The 22,036-nt window shown below is 50.5% G+C and carries 21 protein-coding genes and 1 tRNA gene; 18 read left to right on the plus strand and 4 right to left on the minus strand.

The genetic code is table 11. The annotated features are described in order from the left end of the window. Positions 1-33: 33 nt before the first annotated feature. Both H6A13_RS03385 and H6A13_RS03390 read right to left on the minus strand, forming a co-directional pair. The gene (locus H6A13_RS03385) at positions 34-1,485 is read right to left on the minus strand and encodes a nicotinate phosphoribosyltransferase (RefSeq protein ID WP_204908221.1); all 1,452 of its coding nucleotides are present in this window, start codon (positions 1,483-1,485) and stop codon (positions 34-36) included. 104 nt (positions 1,486-1,589) lie between these two features. Then, positions 1,590-2,324, minus strand: a complete 735-nt coding sequence (locus H6A13_RS03390; RefSeq protein WP_204908222.1) for a lysophospholipid acyltransferase family protein — start codon at positions 2,322-2,324, stop codon at positions 1,590-1,592. Between the two features lie 129 nt (positions 2,325-2,453). On the opposite strand from H6A13_RS03390, the gene H6A13_RS03395 reads away from it, so the two are divergent. The 13 genes from H6A13_RS03395 (at position 2,454) to H6A13_RS03455 (ending at position 15,992) form a co-directional block, all read left to right on the plus strand. Then, entirely contained in the window at positions 2,454-2,873 is a 420-nt protein-coding gene (locus tag H6A13_RS03395; protein ID WP_204908223.1) for a protease complex subunit PrcB family protein, read from the plus strand. A gap of 13 nt (positions 2,874-2,886) precedes the next feature. Then, positions 2,887-4,446: a DUF3794 and LysM peptidoglycan-binding domain-containing protein gene (locus tag H6A13_RS03400; RefSeq protein WP_204908224.1), complete on the plus strand. Its 1,560-nt coding sequence runs from the start codon at positions 2,887-2,889 to the stop codon at positions 4,444-4,446. 82 nt (positions 4,447-4,528) lie between these two features. Further along, the gene (gene ispE / locus H6A13_RS03405; RefSeq protein WP_204908225.1) at positions 4,529-5,404 is read left to right on the plus strand and encodes a 4-(cytidine 5'-diphospho)-2-C-methyl-D-erythritol kinase; all 876 of its coding nucleotides are present in this window, start codon (positions 4,529-4,531) and stop codon (positions 5,402-5,404) included. 1 nt (position 5,405) lies between these two features. Beyond that, positions 5,406-6,089 (plus strand): GntR family transcriptional regulator, encoded by a 684-nt coding sequence (locus H6A13_RS03410; RefSeq protein ID WP_204908226.1) that lies wholly within the window; start codon positions 5,406-5,408, stop codon positions 6,087-6,089. Positions 6,090-6,166: 77 nt separating this feature from the next. Then, positions 6,167-6,808, plus strand: a complete 642-nt coding sequence (gene spoIIR, locus H6A13_RS03415; protein WP_204908227.1) for a stage II sporulation protein R — start codon at positions 6,167-6,169, stop codon at positions 6,806-6,808. Next, a complete protein-coding gene (locus tag H6A13_RS03420) occupies positions 6,801-7,976 on the plus strand; it encodes a cation diffusion facilitator family transporter (RefSeq protein WP_204908228.1) in 1,176 nt (391 codons plus the stop codon). The genes spoIIR and H6A13_RS03420 overlap by 8 nt, the downstream gene beginning before the upstream one ends. Beyond that, complete coding sequence (locus H6A13_RS03425; RefSeq protein ID WP_204908229.1) at positions 7,973-8,695, plus strand: acyl-[acyl-carrier-protein] thioesterase; 723 nt, start codon at positions 7,973-7,975, stop codon at positions 8,693-8,695. Before H6A13_RS03420 ends, H6A13_RS03425 begins: the two co-directional genes overlap by 4 nt. 3 nt (positions 8,696-8,698) lie before the next feature. Beyond that, on the plus strand, positions 8,699-9,538 hold the full coding sequence (locus H6A13_RS03430) for a CvfB family protein (protein WP_204908230.1): 840 nt from the start codon (positions 8,699-8,701) through the stop codon (positions 9,536-9,538). Positions 9,539-9,584: 46 nt separating this feature from the next. Beyond that, complete coding sequence (locus tag H6A13_RS03435) at positions 9,585-9,818, plus strand: polya polymerase (RefSeq protein ID WP_204908231.1); 234 nt, start codon at positions 9,585-9,587, stop codon at positions 9,816-9,818. Positions 9,819-10,005: 187 nt separating this feature from the next. Next, positions 10,006-13,482, plus strand: coding sequence for a DNA polymerase III subunit alpha (locus H6A13_RS03440; RefSeq protein ID WP_204908232.1), 3,477 nt, complete (start codon positions 10,006-10,008; stop codon positions 13,480-13,482). Positions 13,483-13,550: 68 nt separating this feature from the next. Then, entirely contained in the window at positions 13,551-14,528 is a 978-nt protein-coding gene (pfkA, locus tag H6A13_RS03445; protein ID WP_204908233.1) for a 6-phosphofructokinase, read from the plus strand. A 148-nt stretch (positions 14,529-14,676) separates the two neighbouring features. Further along, on the plus strand, positions 14,677-15,498 hold the full coding sequence (gene murI, locus H6A13_RS03450) for a glutamate racemase (RefSeq protein ID WP_204908234.1): 822 nt from the start codon (positions 14,677-14,679) through the stop codon (positions 15,496-15,498). An 8-nt stretch (positions 15,499-15,506) separates the two neighbouring features. Beyond that, complete coding sequence (locus tag H6A13_RS03455) at positions 15,507-15,992, plus strand: YwiB family protein (RefSeq protein ID WP_204908235.1); 486 nt, start codon at positions 15,507-15,509, stop codon at positions 15,990-15,992. A 27-nt stretch (positions 15,993-16,019) separates the two neighbouring features. Here the strand turns inward: H6A13_RS03455 and H6A13_RS03460 are convergent, their stop codons facing one another. Further along, complete coding sequence (locus tag H6A13_RS03460) at positions 16,020-17,018, minus strand: AraC family transcriptional regulator (RefSeq protein WP_204908236.1); 999 nt, start codon at positions 17,016-17,018, stop codon at positions 16,020-16,022. A 210-nt stretch (positions 17,019-17,228) separates the two neighbouring features. On the opposite strand from H6A13_RS03460, the gene H6A13_RS03465 reads away from it, so the two are divergent. From H6A13_RS03465 to H6A13_RS03485, 5 genes are all read left to right on the plus strand, one after another. Further along, complete coding sequence (locus tag H6A13_RS03465; protein WP_204908237.1) at positions 17,229-17,462, plus strand: HPr family phosphocarrier protein; 234 nt, start codon at positions 17,229-17,231, stop codon at positions 17,460-17,462. A gap of 291 nt (positions 17,463-17,753) precedes the next feature. Next, entirely contained in the window at positions 17,754-18,896 is a 1,143-nt protein-coding gene (locus H6A13_RS03470) for a PucR family transcriptional regulator (RefSeq protein WP_204908238.1), read from the plus strand. Between the two features lie 98 nt (positions 18,897-18,994). Then, positions 18,995-19,540: a M48 family metallopeptidase gene (locus H6A13_RS03475; protein WP_204908239.1), complete on the plus strand. Its 546-nt coding sequence runs from the start codon at positions 18,995-18,997 to the stop codon at positions 19,538-19,540. After that, the gene (locus H6A13_RS03480) at positions 19,537-20,175 is read left to right on the plus strand and encodes a lactate utilization protein (protein ID WP_204908240.1); all 639 of its coding nucleotides are present in this window, start codon (positions 19,537-19,539) and stop codon (positions 20,173-20,175) included. Before H6A13_RS03475 ends, H6A13_RS03480 begins: the two co-directional genes overlap by 4 nt. A 336-nt stretch (positions 20,176-20,511) precedes the next feature. Beyond that, positions 20,512-20,583 (plus strand) — tRNA-Cys (locus H6A13_RS03485). 219 nt (positions 20,584-20,802) lie between these two features. On the opposite strand, the gene H6A13_RS03490 is transcribed toward H6A13_RS03485, so the two are convergent. Next, entirely contained in the window at positions 20,803-22,011 is a 1,209-nt protein-coding gene (locus H6A13_RS03490; protein WP_087151956.1) for a tyrosine-type recombinase/integrase, read from the minus strand. Positions 22,012-22,036 lie beyond the last annotated feature (25 nt).

The following is a 22,036-nucleotide window of genomic DNA, read 5'->3' on the forward strand; positions in this document are numbered from 1 at the left end:
ATGGTCTCCTTCACATAGGGTTATCTTTTATATTTATGCTTTGTTCACCTGATCCAGAAGGTTCTTCTTCACCTCGTAGAGACGGGGAGAGAGATCCACATAGATCTGGTGCGGATAGAAGAGACGCTTGGTCTCCTCCCACAGGGAATCCTTTTCCTGCCGGCAGTAGTCGGCGATCTCTTTTACGCTGGGAGACTGGTAGATGCATTCGCCGTTCCGGAATACGGGAACCATCATTTCCCGCAGGGTATAGGAACCGCCAGGCATCTTCGTCTTTTTCCAGGTCTCGATCGGATCGAAAAGGAGCATGTCCTCGGAAGGATCAAAGGTCTCGTCTGCGAAGCAGATCAGGTCTGCCTTTACCTTGCCGGAATCCTTCTCATAGACACGGTAAATGGTTTTATTTCCCGGGTTGGTAATCTTCTCTGTATTTTCAGAGATCTTGATCTTGGGGATAAATTCCCCTTCGCTGTTCTGGATCGCAGCCAGCTTATAGACGCCGCCAAAGGACGGGCAGTCCTTGGAGGTGATCAGGTGTGTGCCCACGCCCCAGGAATTGATGGCCGCGCCCTGCATCTTCAGATCATGGAGGAGATACTCGTCCAGATCATTGGAAGCAGTGATCGTGGCGTCCGTAAAACCGGCTTCATCCAGCATCTTTCTCGCCTGTTTGGACAGATAAGCCAGGTCGCCGCTGTCCAGGCGGATGCCGTATTTGCCGAATTTCCGGCCGGATTCTTTAAATTCACGGAAGACACGGATGGCGTTTGGAACGCCGGACTTTAATGTGTCGTAAGTGTCCACCAGAAGCGTACAGTTATCCGGATAGAGGTCTGCATAGGCTTTGAAAGCCGTATATTCATCCGGGAAACTCATGATCCAGCTGTGGGCATGGGTTCCCATGACCGGCACGTCAAAGAGCTGTCCGGCCAGTACATTGGAAGTTCCCACGCAGCCGCCGATGATCGCGGCTCTGGCTCCGTAAAGGCCGGCGTCTGGTCCCTGGGCCCTGCGGAGTCCGAATTCCATAATCCCGTCTCCGTTCGCCGCATAGACGACCCGGGAAGCCTTGGTGGCGATCAGGCACTGGTGGTTTAAGATCGTAAGGATAGCAGTTTCCACAAGCTGCGCCTCCATAATGGGGGCGATCACCTTTAAGATCGGCTCCTTGGGGAAGATCACGCTTCCTTCAGGAATGGCGTAAATATCGCCGCTGAAATGAAAACCGCTCAGATAATGGAGAAAGTCTTCGCTGAAAATGCCAAGCCCTCTCAGATAATCTACATCTTCATAGGTGAAATTCAGGTTTTTGATATAGTCGATCACCTGTTCCAGCCCTGCGCAGATGGAATATCCGTTATTACAAGGGTTGGCGCGGAAAAACACATCAAAGATCACTTTCTCGTTCTGCCCTTTGACGTAATATCCCTGCATCATGGTCAATTCATACAAGTCTGTCAGCAAAGTCAGATCCTGCTTATTCATGATTAACACTCCTTTTCTGGCATAGGCAGAATGTCCTGCCGAAACATCATTTCGTATATTATAGCATCAGTGGAGACAAAAGTAAAAGAAAAACCCGGACTGTTTTATAAAAGCGACTGGTTCTTTCTGATCGTCTCCTGGATCAGGTCAGAACAGTAAGTGCTCAGATGTTTCCGGGTGTCTTTGTCGAGTTCCTCCAGCCGGATCGGAGCGCCGTATTCAATGACCACATGGGTCTTTTTTACCTTTGGAAGGTGGTTCTCAAAGATCTCGGCGGTGTTGTTCATGCTGATCGGAATGATGGGACATCCGGCTTTTTCCGCAATCTTAAAAGAGCCGCTGTGGAAAGGCAGCAGGCTTAATTCTTCGCCGCTGTTGCGGGTCCCTTCCGGGAAAATGCAGATGGAGATCCCGCGTTTGATATAATCAATGGCGGTCAGGATCGTTTTTAAGCCCTCTTTGGGTGTGGAGCGGTCAAGGAACAGGCAGTAGAGCCGGTTCATCCAGTCCCGGAGAAGGGGGTAGCGCAGCATTTCCTTTTTGGCGATATAGCCGGTCAGCCGTCTGCATCTGGAATAAGTCAGAAGGATGTCAAAATAGCTGCGGTGGTTCCCGATAAACAGGACCGGTTCATCCGGGATATTTTCCTCGCCGATGACAGTGACCTGGACGCCTGCGACCCGGAGCATCACCCGGAACATCCACTGGACCAGGCGCAGGCAGCGGTAATCGCTGGCCTCCTGATCTTTTTTCGCGCGGAGTTTCTCCACCAGAAGGACGGGAATCCCCAGAACCAGATAGAGAAACAAAAGGATTGCAATGATCAGAAATCGTATCATACAGGAAACCTCTCTTTAGTAATTTCATCATATAGAACATTTTCCCACCTATCATAACATATTTCTGGCATTTTTCCTAGAGTCGCTGTGTATGATAATAAAGAGAAAAAGCAGTTTTTCCGGGGGCATATGAAAAGAAGGATCAAAGCTTGTGTCTGTGCCGCTTTTTTTGCCGCGTCTGCGTTTGTCTTCGCCGGGTGCAGCATACAGAACATGGAGCCGGAGAGGATCCGGGATGTGGAATATACGGTGGTGGATAAGGACGAGGTGCCGGAAGAATTCAAAGCCCGGATCGAGGAGGAAAAAGAAGAGCCAATGAAGCTCTTTTACGCGGACGGAGGGTATCTGTACGCGGCCAGAGGATACGGGGAACAGAAGACCAGCGGATACAGCGTCAGAGTGACAGACTGTTTTGAAGGGGAGGAGGGCGTCTATATCGAGACCAGCCTGCTGGGACCGGACAAAGGAGAAGAGATCAGAAAAAGTGCCGCCTGTCCCTATGTGGTGGTGAAGATGGAATATATCGATAAGCAGATTATTTTTCAGTAGGAGGGAAAGCAAGATGGAATATCAGACAGAGAGGATACAGACCTGTCAGACAAAGGAAAAGGTAACGGACCAGTTTTATCTGAACCAGGATCTGAACGTGCCGGACGCAAAGCCGGATGTGGCAAGAGTGATCCTGGCGTCTGGAAAGGCGGTCCTGGAGGACGTGCGGTTCGCGGATCATTATGTGAAGCTTACCGGAAAACTGAAGGTGCAGGTGCTTTATGCCGCCGGGGAAGGGGAATATCCGGCCGCCAGTCTGGAAGGAAGGATCCCGTTTGAGGAAATGGTGTATCTGGAGGAGGCAGACGGCAGTCTGGTCGTGACGCCTGTAAGCACAGAGGTGACGGCTGCGGTGATCAACTCCAGAAAGCTGGAGATCAAGGGCGCTGTGGAGATCAGTGTGGGAACAGAAACGATCTGTGAAAATAAGATCGTTACGGATATTTCGGACGAGGAGATCCCGCTTTACAAAAAATATAAGGACATGGACGTGTTAAATGTCCACGCGGCCAAAAAGGATGTGCTGCGGATCCGGGAGGAAGCGTCCCTTCAGGGGACCCGGGAAAATATCGATACCCTGCTCTGGACGGATATCACGTTGCGTAAATTCGATACCCGGATTGCGGAAGATCAGATCACCGTGCAGGGAGAGCTGCTATTGTTCTGCCTGTACGGGACAGAAAACGGGAAAACAGACTGGACGGAGCAGACGCTGCCTTTTGAAGGGACCCTTGCCTGCGGCGGGGCGGAAAGTTCCATGTATCACCAGATCTGGCCGGAACTTACGGAGGTGTCCGCAGAGCCGCAGATGGACGAGGACGGACAGATGCGCCTGATCGCCGTGGACGGGGCGGTAGAGGTCCGGTATGTGGTTTACAAAGAGACCCGCCTGCGTCTGCTGGAAGATCTGTACGCGCTGGAACAGACCTGTATTCCGGAGAAAAAAGAAATGAGGCTTCATTCCCTTCTGATGCAGAACCACTCGAAGTGCAAGGTGGCCGAACAACTGTCGCTTCCGGAGATCAAAGACGCGATCCTTCAGATCTGCCACAGCAGCGCCCGCATCCAGGTGGACAGCGTGGAGAAGGCCAGGGAGGGCCTGCAGATCGAGGGACTCCTCCATGTGAACTTTTTGTATCTTAAGGCGGACGATCAGACCCCTTATGACACCTGGCAGGGAATGGTTCCCTTTTCTTATCTTCTGGAAGGAGGAGACGCAGAAGAAGGGATGGAGTATGACCTGACCTGGATGACGGAGCAGCTGTCTGTCAGTCTGCTGGGAAGCGACGAGATTGAAGTCCGGGCGGTGCTGGCTTTCCAGTGCTTCTTCTGGCGGCCTGCTGTTCTTTCTAATATAGAAGAGATCACGTTCCAGAAGATCAGCCAGGAGGAGCAGGAAAAAAGGCCCGGGATCACAGGCTACATCGTCAGGAACGGGGATTCTCTCTGGGATCTGGCAAAGCGGTATCAGACCACACAGGAGAGCATCTGCAAGGTCAACGGACTGGAAGACGGAGAAATAAAAACAGGGGATAAGATATTGATTTTTAAAGAAAATATGAGTATACTATGAGTACACTGTATACAAGATACAGTATGTGAGCAAAAAAGGATCCGGCATGCCGGATCCAAAATCAGTATGAGGAGAATCACGGATGGATAAAATGGAGTTAAAGGCACTGGGAAAAATCAATCTGGGTCTGGACGTCCTGGGAAAACGGCCGGACGGCTATCATGACGTGCGCATGGTCATGCAGACCATCTATCTGTATGACCAGATCACGATCACGAAAAGGAAAGAGCCGGGGATCGGACTGAGTACCAATCTGTTCTATCTTCCTGTGAATGAAAATAATCTGGCTTACCGGGCTGCAAAGCTTCTGATGGATGAATTTGAGATCCGAAGCGGCGTAGATATTTTCCTGGAGAAACATATCCCTGTGGCGGCCGGGATGGCAGGGGGAAGTTCCAACGCTGCGGCTGTCCTTTACGGGATCAACCGGATGTTTGACCTGGGACTTTCCACGGAAGAGCTGATGAAGCGGGGCGTATCCCTGGGGGCGGACGTGCCCTACTGTATCATGAGAGGGACGGTGCTGGCAGAAGGGATCGGCGAGATCCTGACGCCTCTGCCGCCCATGCCGAGATGCCAGATCGTGGTGGCAAAGCCGCCGGTGAGCGTATCGACAAAGATGGTGTATGAAAAGATCGATTCCCGCAGGATCGTAGAACATCCGGATATTGATGGGATCATCGAAGGACTGAAAGAAGGGGATGTGACGAAGATCGCGTCCCGTATGGGAAATGTGCTGGAACAGGTAACAGTGGAAGAATATCCGGTCATTGATAAGATCAAGAAACTGATGGACGAAGGCGGAGCAAAGGGCGCGATGATGAGCGGCAGCGGGCCGACCGTTTTTGGGATCTTTACGGAGAAGAGCCTGGCAAAAAAGGCGGCGCTTAAGATAAGGGAAGCAGGACTTGCAAAACAGGTCTATGTGACCAATGTACATAATGCGAGGAGGAAGTAAAATGGAGTCAAATTTTACGGTGAATATGAATGAATACCTGCCCCTGCGGGACGTGGTTTTTAATACGCTGCGCCAGGCGATCCTGCGCGGCGAACTGAAGCCGGGAGAGAGGCTGATGGAGGTGCAGCTTGCCAACAAGCTGGGCGTAAGCCGGACGCCGATCCGGGAGGCGATCCGCAAGCTGGAACTGGAAGGGCTGGTCCTTATGATCCCGAGGAAAGGGGCCGAGGTGGCAGATATTACGGAAAAGAGCCTGACAGATGTGCTGGAGGTCCGCAAAGCCCTGGAAGAGCTGGCGGTACAGCTGTGCTGCGACAAGATTACAAAAGAAGAATTAAAAGAACTTCACGAGGCAGCGGATGAATTTCAGAGGATCTTAAAGACCAGCAGCGATGTGACCGAAATCGCGGAAGCAGACGTGCGGTTCCATGATATTATCTATATGTCCACTGGAAACCAGAAGCTGATCCAGCTTCTCAACAATCTGCGGGAGCAGATGTACCGGTACCGCGTGGAATGCATCAAGAGAAAAGAGGCCCATCCCCGGCTGATGGCAGAACATGCAGAGATCATCCGAAGGATCGAGGAGCATGAGAAGGAAAAAGCGGCAGAGATCGTCAGCCGCCACATTGACAACCAGGCAGAAGTGGTAACAGACGTCATCCGGACCAAACACGGTGAATAAAACGATGGTTTCCTGTCAACACTCCGGGTAGAAACAGCGGCGGAAAGCCTGCTGGAAGAAGTAAGGAGTGGACGGGAATGAACAAACAGAAGGTCTGTATGACAGGGGCAGTGATCCTGGCGCTTGTATTTACGCTTTTACTCACCGGGACAAGAGTCCGGGAAGTGGAGGCAAAGGTTCATAAGACTCAGGAAGCGCTGGCAGAAGAAGTGTTCCGCTTCCATGTGACGGCAAACAGCGACGATCCGGAAGACCAGGAGTTGAAGTTAAAGGTCCGGGACGCGGTGATCGCCCGGATGAAAACAGAGATGGGCGAAGCGCCGGAAAGAAGCGCAGGGGCGACCAGGCGCTGGGCATTGGAACATCTGGATGAGATTGAAGAAACCGCGCGGGATGTGATCCGAAAGGAAGGCTTCCGGTATGACGCCAGGGCAGAGGTGACCCGGTGTTATTTTCCGGACAAGCGTTACGGAGATCTCCTATTTCCTGCCGGAACCTATCAGGCGCTGAAGATCAGCCTGGGAAACGCCGGAGGGCAGAACTGGTGGTGCGTTCTTTACCCGGCTCTCTGCTTTACGGATCCGGTGTGCGCGGTGGTGGATGAAGACGGGAAGAAAGAACTTGAGGAAGCGCTGAGCGAAGAGGAATACGAGATGATCACTGCATCCACGAAATTCAAGATAAAATGGTTCTTTTTTGGAGGCAGTTGGAATGACTGATTTTTTGGTAAAAAGATTTGTAAAAGACTATGAGGACACGGAAAAGGTGTCTGTCAGGACCGCCTACGGGGTGTTGGCCAGTGTGACAGGCATCTTTTGTAATGTTTTGTTATTTCTGGTAAAGGGAAGCATCGGACTGATGCTCCACAGCCTTTCGGTTACGGCCGACGCCTTTAATAACCTGTCCGACGCAGGCTCTTCTGTGATCGGACTGGTTGGTGTGAAAATGGCCAGCAAGCCGGCTGACAAGGAGCATCCCTTCGGGCACGGCAGGCTGGAGTACATCGCGGCTCTGGTGGTGGCGTTTCTGGTGCTGGAGATTGGATTTACATTTTTCAAGGAATCCATTGGCAAGATCTGCAGCCCCCAGGAAATGAATTTCCAGATGCTTTCGGTGGGGATCCTGATCCTCTCCATAGGCGTGAAACTGTGGATGGCGTATTTTAACCGGAAGCTGGGAAAACGGATCGATTCCAAGGTGATGCTGGCTACGGCCACAGATGCCATGGGGGATGTGGTTACTACGTCCGCCACGATCGCGTCTCTTTTGATTTTTCATTTTACCGGCTGGAATGTGGACGGCATCGTGGGACTGGCTGTGTCCCTGATCGTGATGTGGGCAGGCGTGGGAATCGCGAAAGATACGCTGGAACCGCTTCTTGGAGAGGCGGTCACGCCGGAAGAATATGACCGGATCAGCCGGTTTGTGGAAGGCTATGACGGGATCGTGGGAAGCCACGACCTGATCGTACATAATTACGGCCCGGGGAGAAGCATGGCCTCCATCCATGCGGAGGTGCCAAATGATGTGGACATTGAGGAGTCTCATGAGATCATTGACCGGATCGAACGGGAAGCTGTCAAAAAACTGGGGATCTTTCTGGTGATCCACATGGACCCGGTGGAGACCAGGGACAAAAAAGTCCTGGAGACCAGGCATAAGGTAGAACAGATCCTGGAGGCGCTGGATCCGGAGGTGTCCATCCATGATTTCCGGATGGTCAGCGGCAAGGATCAGAATAATCTGATCTTTGACATGGTGGTGCCTTTTGAGTATGATGGAAAGAAGCAGGAAGAATTAAAGAAATCGGTGGCAAAACTTTTGCGCCTTACTGGAGAAAATTACCAGTGTGTGATCACAGTGGAAAGGAGTTACGTGGGCAGATGAGACGAGAGAATGAATATCAGTTTGAGAGCAGAGTCCGGTTCAGTGAGGTGGATCACCACCAGCAGATGACGCTTCCGGGGATCCTGAATTATTTTCAGGACTGCAGCACCTTTCAGTCGGAAGCGCTGGGATGCGGGATCGACGCCTGCAATGAGAGAAAGAGAGGATGGGTGTTGTCCTCCTGGCAGGTGGAGATAGAGCGCTACCCCAGATTCGGGGAAAAGATCCTGGTGCGGACCTGGTCCTGCGGGTTTGAAGGCCTTTACGGCTACCGGAATTTCTGCATGGAAGACGGCAAGGGAGAGATTGCGGTCCGGGCTTATACCGTCTGGGTCTATATGGATCTGGAAAAAGGACGTCCTGCAAAGGTGGATCCGGAAGAAGCCGCCCGGTACGGCTGCGGGGAACCGCTTGCCATGGAACCGGCCTCCCGGAAAGTACGGATGCCCAAGGAGGCGGAAGCGATGCCGGATTTCCCGGTGCGCAGATATCACATTGATACCAACGAACATGTCAATAACTGCCAGTATGTGCAGATGGCTCTGGAATGCATCCCGCATCCGGAAGAGATCACAAAGATGCGGGCGGAATATAAGAAATCAGCGGTTTTCGGGGATCAGATCTATCCCAGATACGCAAAAGAAGAGGACCGGGAAGTGGTGGAACTCTGCGATGCGGCAGCAAAACCCTACGCCCTGGTAGAAATAAAAAGGAGATAAGAGATGGCATTAGCAGATGGATTGGGGAAAAAGACGCGGTTGATGGCGGTAAAAAAGGTAGAGTTCGGCATGTATCTGGGAAATAAGGAGGAAAGAGTCCTGCTTCCCAGAAAACAGGTGCCAAAAGATCTGGAGATCGGAGATCCGGTGGAGGTGTTTCTTTATAAGGATTCGGCAGACCGGCTGATCGCCACCACCCAGGAACCAAAGATCACGCTGGGAGAAGTAAAGGCCCTTAAGGTGGCGGATACCGGGAAGATCGGGGCTTTTCTTAACTGGGGGCTGGAAAAGGATCTGCTGCTTCCCTTTAAAGAGCAGACCGCAAAGGTAAAAAAAGGCGACGAGGTGCTGGTCTCCCTGTATATTGACAAATCCGGACGCCTTTGCGCGACCATGAAGGTCTACGAGATGCTGCGCAAAGATCCGCCGTATCAGAAGGACGATCACGTGGAAGGGATCGTATATGAAACCAGCGACCGGTTCGGCGTCTTTGTGGCAGTAGACGACTGCTACAGCGCGCTGATCCCGAAAAGAGAAGCCTATGGGGACCTGAAGGTGGGACAAAGGATATCGGCCAGAGTCCTTCAGGTAAAGGCGGATGGAAAGATGGACTTAAGTGTCCGGGAAAAAGCGTATCTACAGATGGATGAGGACGCCCGGAAGATTTTCGAAAGGATGGAAGCATCCGGAGGAAGCCTGCCCTTTACCGACAAGGCGGACCCGGAGCGGATCCGGCAGGAGTTCGATATGAGCAAAAACGCCTTTAAGCGGGCGGTGGGCCGTCTGTTAAAGGCAGGGAAGATCAAGATTACGGAAAAAAGCATTGAAATCCTGAACAGATAAGATATAATAAGAACGAAAGGTAAGTATTGGAAAGGAGACCAATCACATGAAAGTACAGAATATTACAAACATTGACAAGTTTTTTGAAGTAGTAGATTCCTGCAAAGGAAAAGTAGAGCTGGTAACAGGCGAGGGCGACAGACTGAACTTAAAGTCCAAGCTGTCCCAGTATGTATCCATGGCAAATATCTTCTCCGGCGGCGAGATCCCGGAGCTTGAGATCGTAGCTTACGAGAGCGAAGATATTGATAAACTGGTAAAATTCATGGTGAACGGCTAAGCCCGGTCCTCAGGAGAGATACCAGAAGCCTTGTAGAATTTCAGACGATTTGATCCGCCGGAAAAAGATCCTGTTTTCCGGCGGATTTTTTTGACCGCAGACCGTATTTTTGTTATGATGTTACCAGAAAAGAAAGAGCGTTTCCCGGCGCGGACGCCGGGGACTACTTGAGGAAAGCAGGAAAGATATGAGTTTTGTGCATCTTCACGTCCATACAGAGTACAGTCTTCTGGACGGATCGAATAAAATCAAAGAGTGTGTCGCAAGAGTCAAAGAACTTGGCATGGACAGCGTGGCGATCACAGACCACGGCGTCATGTACGGAGTGATCGATTTTTACCGGGCTGCAAAAGCGGCCGGCATCCGGCCCATTCTCGGGTGCGAGGTCTATGTGGCTCCGGGCAGCCGGTTTGATAAAGAAGCAGGCGCGGGAAAAGACGACAGATATTATCATCTGGTGCTGCTTGCGGAAAATGATCTGGGTTACCATAACCTGATGAAGATCGTTTCCAGAGGATTTACGGAAGGATATTATTACAAGCCAAGAGTAGATCTGGAACTTCTCCGGGAATACCATGAAGGGCTGATCGCGTTAAGCGCCTGCCTGGCCGGAGAAGTGCAGAAGAATATCCAGCGAGGCATGTATGAGGAAGGGAAGGCGGCGGCGCTGCGTTACCAGGACATTTTCGGGGAAGGCAATTTTTTCCTGGAACTGCAGGATCACGGCATGCCGGAACAGCGGCTGGTGAACCAGTCGCTTCTCAGGATGTCCCAGGAGACCGGCATCGAACTGGTTGCCACCAACGACGTCCATTATACCTATGCGGAAGATGAAAAGCCGCACGATATCCTTCTGTGCCTGCAGACAGGCAAGAAACTGAAGGATGAAGACCGGATGCGCTATGAGGGCGGCCAGTACTATATCAAATCCGAAGAAGAGATGCGGGAACTTTTCCCCTATGCGCTGCAGGCGCTCCAGAATACCCAGAGGATCGCGGACCGCTGTCAGGTGGAGATCGAGTTCGGCGTGACCAAGCTGCCAAAATACGATGTGCCGGAAGGCTATACTTCCTGGGAATATCTTAAGAAACTCTGCTATGACGGGCTTGCCGCACGCTATCCGGACGCCGGAGTGCAGTTAAAGGAGCGTCTGGAATACGAACTTTCCACCATCCGTTCCATGGGATATGTGGATTATTTCCTGATCGTGTGGGATTTTATCAATTATGCCAGGACGCAGGACATTATGGTGGGGCCCGGAAGAGGGTCCGCAGCGGGAAGTATCGTATCCTACTGCCTGGGAATTACCAGTATCGACCCCATCAAATACCAGCTGCTGTTTGAGCGGTTCCTGAATCCGGAGCGTGTCTCCATGCCGGATATTGACGTGGATTTTTGTTTTGAGCGACGTCAGGAAGTCATTGATTATGTGGTGCGCAAATACGGCGAGGACCGGGTGGTGCAGATCGTCACCTTTGGTACGCTGGCGGCAAAAGGTGTGATCCGGGATGTGGGACGTGTGATGGATCTTCCCTACGGCTATGTGGACAGCATTGCCAAGATGATCCCCGGAGAACTGAATATTACCCTGGACCGGGCGCTGACCATGAATCCGGAGTTAAAGAAACTCTATCAGGAGGACGAGCAGGTCCGGGAACTGATCGATATGTCCAGACGGCTGGAAGGGCTTCCAAGACATACGTCCATGCACGCGGCGGGCGTGGTGATCGGCCAGAAGGCCATTGATGAATTTGTGCCGCTGTCGCTTGGTTCCGACGGTTCCGTGACCACCCAGTTTACCATGACCACACTGGAAGAACTGGGACTTCTGAAAATGGATTTCCTGGGACTGCGGACGCTGACTGTGATCCAGGACGCCCAGAAACTGGCCAGCAAAAGCGCGGGCCGGGAAATCAATGTGGACGCCATTGATTATGATGATAAAGCCGTGTTAAATTCCATCGGCACCGGAAAGACCGACGGCGTATTTCAGCTGGAAAGCGCGGGGATGAAGAGCTTCATGAAGGAATTAAAGCCGCAGAGCCTGGAAGATATCATCGCCGGGATCTCCCTGTACCGTCCGGGTCCTATGGACTTTATCCCCAAATACATTAAGGGAAAGAACCATCCGGAACTGATCACCTATGACTGTCCCCAGCTGGAGCATATCCTGGCGCCTACCTATGGCTGTATCGTTTATCAGGAACAGGTGATGCAGATCGTCCGGGATCTGGCGGGCTATACCCTGGGAAGGAGCGACCTGTTAAGGCGCGCCATGTCCAAGAAAAAGGGCGACGTGATGCAAAAAGAGCGGCAGAATTTTGTGTATGGCAATCCGGAGGAAAATGTGCCGGGCTGTATCGCCAACGGGATCAATGAGAAAACGGCCAATCAGATCTATGACGAAATGATCGATTTTGCAAAGTACGCATTTAACAAATCCCATGCGGCTGCCTATGCGGTGGTGGCCTATCAGACCGCCTGGCTGAAATACTATTATCCGGTGGAATTTATGGCTGCGCTGATGACGTCTGTGATCGACAATTCCGGCAAGGTGTCGGAGTACATTTACACCTGCCGGCAGATGGGGATCGAGATCCTGCCGCCGGACATCAACAAAGGTGTGGGCAACTTTTCCGTGGATAACGGAAGGATCCGCTATGGACTTGCCGCCATCAAGAGTATCGGGCGGCCGGTGATCGAGGCCATTATCAAAGAGCGGGAAGCAGCAGGAGAGTTTAAAACGCTGAAAGATTTTATTGAACGGCTGTCCGGCAAAGAGGTCAATAAGCGGACCATCGAAAGCTTCATCAAATCCGGGGCATTTGACAGCCTGGGCGGGACCAGAAAGCAGTTCATGGTCATTTACCTGCAGGTTATGGACCAGGTGAACCGGGAGCGGAAATACTCGATGACCGGGCAGATGTCTCTGTTTGATATGGTAAGCGACGACCAGAAGGCGGAGTTTGACATTCCGCTTCCAAACGTAGGGGAATACGAAAAGGAAACGAAGCTTGCCTTCGAAAAGGAAGTGCTGGGCATTTACCTGAGCGGTCATCCCCTGGAAGAATATGAGGACAAATGGAAGAAAAATATCACCCGGACCACTCTGGAATTCCAGCTGGACGAGGAGACCGGAAGGGCGAAGGTCCATGACGGCGCCAAAGAAACGGTGGGCGGCATGATCACCGCCAAGACCATCAAATACACCAAGAATAATAAGGTCATGGCATTCCTGACACTGGAAGACCTGGCAGGCAGTGTGGAGGTCATTGTATTTCCAAAGGATTACGAGAAGAATCAGCAGTATCTGGAGGAGGAGAGCAAGGTCTTTATCCGGGGAAGAGTCTCCGAGGAAGATGAGGCGGACAGCAAACTGATCTGCGAGACGGTGATCCCCTTTGAGCAGACCCGGAAGGAACTGTGGCTCCAGTACCCGGACAAAGCCGCCTATCTGGCGGGCGAGCAGGAACTATTTGCCATGCTGGCCGATACAGAAGGGGACGATGAGGTGATCATCTACTGCAGGAAAGAAAAGGCGGTGAAAAAGCTTCCGCCGGGAAGAAATGTGAAGGCGGACAAGGTTTTATTGAGCAGGTTGACGAATTATCTCGGGGAAGCTTGTGTAAAACTAATTGAAAAACCCATTGAAAACCGGCTGTAATTACGATAAAATATGTTCGGAAAAGGTAGTAACTAACCAGAAGAATGAATACAATGGAGGAATTTGCCATGGCACAGAAAATAATTCGTACAATCGGAGTCCTTACAAGTGGAGGCGATGCCCCGGGAATGAACGCGGCGATCCGCGCGGTTGTCAGAAGCGGACTTGGAAAAGGACTGAAAGTAAGAGGTATTCGGAAAGGCTACCAGGGATTATTAAATGAAGAGATCATTGATCTTTCTGCAAGAGATGTATCTGATACGATCCAGAGAGGCGGAACGATCCTTCAGACCGCACGGTGCGAGGAGATGCGGACAGAGGAAGGACAGCAGATGGCCGCTGCGATCTGTAAGAAATATGGCATTGACGGGCTTGTTGTGATCGGAGGAGACGGTTCCTTTGCAGGTGCGCAGAAGCTGGCTCATCTGGGCGTGAATACCATAGGTATTCCGGGAACCATCGATCTGGACATTGCCTGTACAGAATATACCATCGGATTTGACACCGCTGTCAATACTGCGATGGAAGCAATCGACAAGGTGCGTGATACCTCTACTTCTCACGAGAGATGTTCTATCATCGAGGTTATGGGAAGAGATGCAGGATATCTGGCGCTGTGGTGCGGTATCGCAAACGGTGCGGAGAGGATCCTGATGCCGGAGGAGCATGATTATGATGAGGCTGCAATCGTAGCTGACATTCAGGAGTGCAGAAAGCGCGGCAAGAAGAACTATATCATCATCAACGCAGAAGGAATCGGCGATTCCATCAATATGGCGAAGAGAATCGAGGAAGCGACCGGCATGGAGACCAGAGCGACCATCATCGGACACATGCAGCGCGGCGGAAGCCCGACCTGCAAGGATCGTGTCTATGCATCCATCATGGGCGCGATGGCAGTGGATCTTCTGATGGAAGGAAAGTCCAACCGCGTCGTAGGATACCGTCACGGCGAGTATGTGGACTTTGATATCAACGAAGCGCTGAGCATGAAGAAGACGATCCCGCAATATCAGTATGATGTTGCGAAGGCGCTGGCGCTGTAAGGAAAGGATATCTTATAGGCGCAAAAGCGCCGGGATGCCCGGTAGAGACGGGAAAAACAAATAGCAGAGAAAAGGCAGAGACAGAACACACGCCGGGAAGAAGCGTATCTGGCCTGCCTTTTTCAACAGGAGATAAAGGAGACAGACCGTGGGGAATGCGAAGAAAAACTATGCGCCGGTAGGAGTCTTTGACTCCGGCGTGGGAGGACTGACGGTAGCGCGGGAGATCATGCGCCAGCTTCCGGAGGAAAATGTAGTATATTTCGGGGATACGGCAAGGGTGCCGTATGGAAGCAAGTCCAAAAATAATATTATCCGATTTTCCAGACAGATCATCCGGTTCCTTCTGACCAAAGAGGTCAAGGCCATCGTGATCGCCTGCAATACGGCCAGCGCCCTTGCGCTGGAAACGGTGCAAGAAGAGGTGGATATCCCGGTGATCGGGGTGATCGAACCGGGAGCAAGAGCCGCGGTCCGGGAGACAAAAAACGGATGCATCGGCGTGGCCGGAACAGAGGCGACGATCCGGAGCCAGACCTACACCAGGGTGATCCAGAGGCTGCGGCCCGACGCCCGGGTGATCGGGAAGGCCTGTCCCCTGTTCGTTCCGCTGGTGGAAGAAGGATTTGCAAAACATCCGATCACAGAAGAAGTGATCGATATCTACCTGTCGGAGATGAAAAAGACGGATATTGATACCATGATCCTTGGATGCACCCATTATCCCCTGCTCCGTTCCCGGATCATTTCTTATTTCGGCGAGGCGGTCCACATTGTCAATCCGGCCTATGAGACGGCCATGGATTTAAAAGCGGTGCTGGAAGAAAACGGGATCAGAAATGATTCCGGACAGCCGGGAACCTATCGGTTCTATGTCAGCGACGCGGCAGAGAAATTTACGGAATTTGCAGGATCCATCCTGCCTTATGATGTGGATGCGACCAGACAGATCAACATAGAAGAATATTAGGTGATACTATGACAAAAGACGTACTGCTCACGATATCGGGCATGCATTATGATATGACGGGGATCCCGGACGAGGACGGCAGCGAAGAGGAAAACGGACCCATTGAGGTGATCACGCCGGCTTCGTATTATTTTAAGAACGGGAAACATTATATCGTTTATGACGAGGTAGTGGAGGGAATGCCGGGAACGATTAAGAATAAGATCCGCATCACGGGCAGCCAGATGCTGGAGATCATGAAGTCCGGGCTTGCCAATACCCATATGACATTTGAAAAAGACAAGATTAATATGACCCAGTACGAAACTCCCTACGGGGAGCTACTCGTAGGGATCCATACCAGAGATCTGCGGTTAAAAGAAACGGAAGACCGGATCGATGTAAACGTCAGCTATGAACTGGACGTAAACGGCGATAAAGTGGCCGACTGCAGCATCACCATGCAGGTGAAAAGCCACGGGGCGGCAGCCGGCGGAGCGGCAACGCCTTCGTAAGGTCAGGGTTCGTGTGCTTTGTCTGCTTTAACCCTGTCCCTCAAACATGGGCCACTCGGTCATGGTAAAGCGCTTGCGGTATTCGCCTGGCGTCATGCCATAGGTGGTTTTGAAGAGCCGGTGGAAGTGGCTGGAATTTTCATAGCCGATATCCACGATGATGGCTTCGATCGGTTCTTTTGTTTCTGTCAGAAGATAAGCGGCCTGCAAAAGACGGCGCTTCTGCAGATACTGGGTAAATGTATAAGGAAAATACCGTTTCATCAGACGGCTGATGTAATAATCCGGCTTGCCCTGCCGATCACAGAAATCTGCAAGGCTGGCCGTTTTATATTCTGTCTCAATATAATTGAGGGCGTCCATCACGATGGCCTGCTCATAGGAAGAAGGCGTGCCCACGGTCATCTTGTAGGCCCTTCCGGAAAGATCAAGAAGCAGAACGCCCATGGTCGCCTGCAGGATCTGACGGCTGTTCCTGCGGCGGTTTAAAAGGATGCGGGTCATATTTTCCAGGAGATTTTTTGCCTCCGGCATATCCTGAAGATGAAAATGAAGGAAGGCGCATTCCGTGGTTTCCTCTCTGGAGACCTGCAGGATAAAGCGGCGCAGGAGCGTATCTTCCCGCAGCATGCTTAACGGATATTGTAAAAATGCAGGAAGGATGACAAAGTTCAGGGAAATATCGTGATAACCGGCGGCCCCTACACGGTGGCGGGCTCCGGGAGGCAGGAACAATAACTCATCCTTTTTCAGGGTGAGTTCTTCGCTGTCGTTGATGATATGGGTAGAAGAGCCGCTGCAGACATAGACCAGCTCCAGGTAATTGTGGGTGTGCTCCGGAAGAGGCACAAAACGGGGCTGTTTCAGAAGATCGATCATGGTCATGGGCGTCAGGATCGTCTCCGCGTCAAAAACATTGCCTTCCTCTTCTTTTACAAAATAAGAAAGCACAGGCTTCTCCCCTGAGAGAATCTTTTCTTCCTGTGCATTTACTTTTTCTAAGTATTCCAATAAGTCCTTATTCAAATGTCTCACTTCCTTGCAGGCAGCCAACGTCGGATTCTACGACCACTATACCACATTTTCTGCAGAAATCGGCGTTTTTTTGCCAGAAAAGACGGATTTTTAGCGGAAAGGGAGAAAGTGGCTGCAAAAATTAACAGTTTTTTAGCAACCATCGTTCTAAAAAGTAAAGGGAGTTTTTTGTAGAATAACGTCAGAAAGGAGAGTGAACCGATGATCAAAGTTCCCGTAAATTTTAAGAGGACGGAAGATGCTGTTGAATTTGTAAAAATCGCGAATGAATATCCATTTCAGATGGATCTGGCCAGTGGCAGCAGGATCGTTGACGCGAAGTCGCTGCTTGGAACCATCGCCATCAGCCAGGCGGAGGGGCTTTCCCTTCGGATTTATTCAAACCCGTCGCCTTCGACGGAGCAGTTGCTGAATGCAATGCAGAACTATCTGTAACCCCTTTTTTCTATAGAGCGGGAGCTGCCGTGGGAAGCATCACTTTCCCTGCGGCGGCTCCTTTTACGTAAAGGGGCAGCGTGCTTTCGCACGCTGCCTTTTTATAATCCAGAGATTGTGATAGAAATACAAAAGCTCGGGGGGATAAAAAATATATTTTGTATTTCGATTACAATATAGCACAGGAAACAACCTTTGGAAATATTTCCCTGGTACAGATATATGGAAAAATATTGTGATCGAAGCACAATTTTGATATGCTAGAAGAGAGTCGTAAAGGAGGAACGGATTATGGCGGTAGAACTGCAGTATCTTTATCAGGAGATCAAACCGGAATACGAGGTCAGGCTGCACACAGACTCCTGCTTTGGCCACAAGATCAGCTGGAGCCATGTGGTGGAAGGAAGTGAACTTTCGAAGTTCCTGTACGGAGACGAGCTGGTATTTAACTCGGGGTTAAATTACGTGTCAGAGGAATGGCTGGAAGATTTCTTAAGCGCCATGCAGGAAGCCGGGGCCGGCGGCGTGATCATCGCGCTGCGGGAAGGGAAACAATTTCCGCAGAAGATCATCGACTGGTGCAATGAGGTGAAACTGCCCCTGTTTTCCGCTTCCTGGAAGACGCCTTACATTGACATCATGCGGAAATTTTCAGAGATCTTGCTGAAAAATGAGCAAAGAGAGACCAACCTGATCGCTGCGCTGAAAAACGCGATCTTTTACCCGGAAAATGAAGAACTGTATCTGAACCATCTGGAGCGGAACGGATTCCCCCGGGACATTTCCTATACCGTAGTGATCTTAAGCTGCCATGCGTATGACACGGAGCAGGGAAACCAGTTTCTGACGGCGATCCAGAAAACACTCCATAACCGGTTGAAAAAAAGCATCATTTACGAAGAAGAAGGGAAGCTTGTCATCCTTGCAGGCGGGTACCGGGGCGAATGGCTGCGCAGAGAATTTTATGAGCTGTGCCGGGAAGATCCCAATCTCTATATCGGCGCAGGGACAACTGTGCGGCGGATGAAAGACATCCACCGCTCCTATGAAAACGCATATACCGCCTACCAGCTGACCAAGACCACCATTCCCAAAAACTTCCTGACCTACGATGAGCTGGGGATCTACAAGATCCTGACTGACGTAAAAGAAACAGGCATCTATCCGATGTTTGTCCGGGAAGTGCTGGGGAAACTGATCGATTATGACAAAGAACACGGCACCGAGTACGTCAGGCTCCTGAAAGCATACTTCGAAAACGACTGCAGTACAGTATGCACCGCTGCCGCAGTATACTGCCATAAAAACACACTGACCTACAAATTAAATAAGATCAAAGAAGTGCTGGGATATGATATTCTTACCAATGAAAACCGGGTACGGATCATGGTGGCGTTCTATATCCTGCAGCTCGGCAGTCAATTTGGGACGTAGACCTTTTGCAAAGGTCTACGTCCCAAATTGACAATCACCCTGTCCCAAATTGACATTTACCCTGTACCCAACTGTGATTTTTCTGGTATGATTATAATATGGGAAAAATAATTTATATTGATCAGATTCCGGTTACAGTTGAATATCGGCGGGTGAAGAATGTGAATCTTTACCTGAAGCCCCCGGACGGGCAAGTGCTGGTGACGGCGCCCAGGCAGGTGCCGCTTAAGAGGATCCGGGAGTTTGTGGAGGGGAAGGCAGACTGGATCCGTAAACACCAGGAGAGGATGCAGCGGGCAGTGGCCAGTAGGGAGGCGGAGCCGGAGCTCTCCCGTGCGCAGAGGGAGCTTTTGCGGGAGAAGGTGGCGTATTATGCCGGGAAGTGGGAGTCGCGGATGGGCGTACATGCCACCGGCTGGACGCTTCGGAGGATGAAGACCCGCTGGGGCAGCTGCACGGTGAATACGGGCAGGATCCGGATCAACACGAGGCTGTATTTTTATCCGGATGAAATTCTGGAATACATTGTGGTGCATGAGTTGTGCCATCTGCTGGAGCCAAGCCACGACCAGCGGTTCCAGGCGCTGATGACAGAATTTCTGCCGGACTGGAAGGAAAGAAGAAGGAGGATGAGGAAAAGATGAATGAAAACAGAACGAAAAGGAACCGGCTGCTGGCGGACCGCGTGATCCGGGGATTACAGTCCCGCAATATGGAAGGTTTTTACGCGGAGACGAAGGAGGAGGCGCTGAAAAAGGCGCTGGAACTGATCCCGGAGGGCAGCAGCATCTCCTGGGGAGGGACTATGTCCGCAGGAGAGATCGGCCTGAAAGATGCGTTGTGTTCCGGCAGTTATACGGTTTATAACCGGGACGGGGCAAACAATCCGGAGGAGAAGCGGGCGGCGGAGCTTGCAGCGTATGACTGTGATTTTTTCCTCGCCAGCACCAATGCCATCACAGAAGACGGCGTCATGGTAAATGTTGACGGCTATGCCAACCGGGTATCGGCGATCGCGGCAGGACCGCGGACTGTATTGATGATCGTGGGCATGAATAAAGTGGTAAAGCATGTGGAAGATGCGTTTTCCAGGGCGAGAAATGAGGCGGCGCCCATCAACGCGCAGCGGTTTGGCGTGGATACGCCCTGCTCCAAGAACGGAATGTGCTATGACTGCAAGAGCCCGGATACCATCTGCTGCCAGATCCTGATCACACGGTTTTCCAAGATCCCGGGCCGCATCAAGGTCATCCTGGTAAATGATGAACTGGGATTTTAAGAAAGAAGCGGTGCTTAAGTTTTAAATGGGAGATAAGTCTTGAAAGAAAGGCGGTCAGATCGGAAAAAATCCGGAGGAAATCGGGGCGGAATGCTTGACGGGCGGATATGTATTTGTTATAATACATAAGTGTTCGTACCCGTCGCCTGGTAAGCTCGAAAAAACCTCGCTAACGGCGGCGACATGGATCGCACGTAAGCGACCAAAAGACGGTCGCTAAGTGCTCATACCAAGGCGCAGTAGCCAAGTGGTAAGGCACAGGTCTGCAACACCAGAACTACCCCACTCAGTTATGTGCCAGAACTTTGACAAATCTATACTATATTTTTTAATCATGGCGCAGTAGCCAAGCGGTAAGGCGTGGGTCTGCAACACCCTGATGCACCGGTTCAAATCCGGTCTGCGCCTCTCAAAAAGCCCGGAAAATCAACGTTTTTCGGGTTCTTTTTATTTTTCAAGGTTTGTAAAAAAATAAGGTGGCAGATTTTTTTTTGACCAACAAAAATATTTTTCTTGTATCACCTTTTCTAAACTCATTCCAACAAAAAATTTTAAACTTAAGACCGCCAGAAACCGCATAAAATCGAATAAAATCGGTTCATAAGGTGGACGATAAGGTGGACGGATTTACGCAATTGCATCCACCAGATCCACTTTCTTTTGTGAGTCAGTATGAAAGTAAGTCTTTATAACTACATCATAGCTGTCACCTAATAATTCCGCCGCATCTTTCAGCTCACCCATATTAGTTGTTTTTCGGACAATATTAGTCGCAAACGTATGTCTGAGAGCATGGAGGGAATATTCCTGGATTCCTGCTCTTCTGCATATTTTGACTAAAGTATTCCTTATGTTTTGTAACGTTGGGCTGATATGATTTTGAGTCGCAAGAATTAAATCTTTCTCAAAATAGTTTGTATCGTATAGCTCAAGCATACACTGAAGACAAAAATCAGCTTTTTTATTTAGAGGAACTATTCTAACGCTGTTCGGATACTTTGGATCTGTAAGAACCAATTTAGTTTTTGTTTTTGCGTCCTTGTCGCGGTTTTTTACACGACTTAAAGTTTTATTGATTTTGACATAGCGACGCGAATCTTTCCAAATAATTTTTGATTTTCCTAATGCAAGAAGTTCACCTCCTCTCAGACCGGTATTCAAAAGGAATACAATAGCCGGACCATATCGGTAAAGGAAGCGTTCATTCCGGTTAGGACTGGGCATCATTGCGATCTCCTCGATGATTGGAATATCCTTCTCATCTATAATCTCAATCTCTTTTGTTTCCACGGGCAGAGAATTCTCTGCCGGCATAATAACGGAATTCATGATTGAGTAGTTATTCGGGAGCTCGCCCATATTTTTTGCGTGCTTTATCATTGCTGACCAAAAGAGATAGATTTTTTTAATAGACGAATAGCTCAAAGTATCTTTATTAGCATTGACTGTCTGTGTAATATCGTCAGCGGTCAAGTTATTGAAAGATAGCCGTGCTGCTTCTGTATCCCGTATATGAGTGTTATATGTTCTTTCCAGACGGTCCAGGCTGCTCTGCTTAAATATACCAGCCTCAACGTAAAGTGATTTGCGATAAAGGTATTTCTGAGCATAGTCACATACTTTTATATTGCTGGTGATAGCATCCTGTATTGCAATCTTGACCTTCCATTCATCCAGTAGTTTCTTCGCTTCTCCTTTGGTGGGTGCGCTAAATTCTTTATCCGGTAGCCCTTTCTTTCTGTATCGGGCTGTCCATCCTCCTCTCTTATTTTTAAAGATAGATCCATCACCCTTGGATCGTCGTTTCTGCTGTGTACCTTTCGTTGTTGTTGCCATGATTTACTCCTTTCAGAGCCAAAAT

Origin of the sequence: Mordavella massiliensis, from assembly GCF_016902415.1 — a bacterium.
Classification (GTDB): domain Bacteria; phylum Bacillota; class Clostridia; order Lachnospirales; family Lachnospiraceae; genus Merdimonas; species Merdimonas faecigallinarum.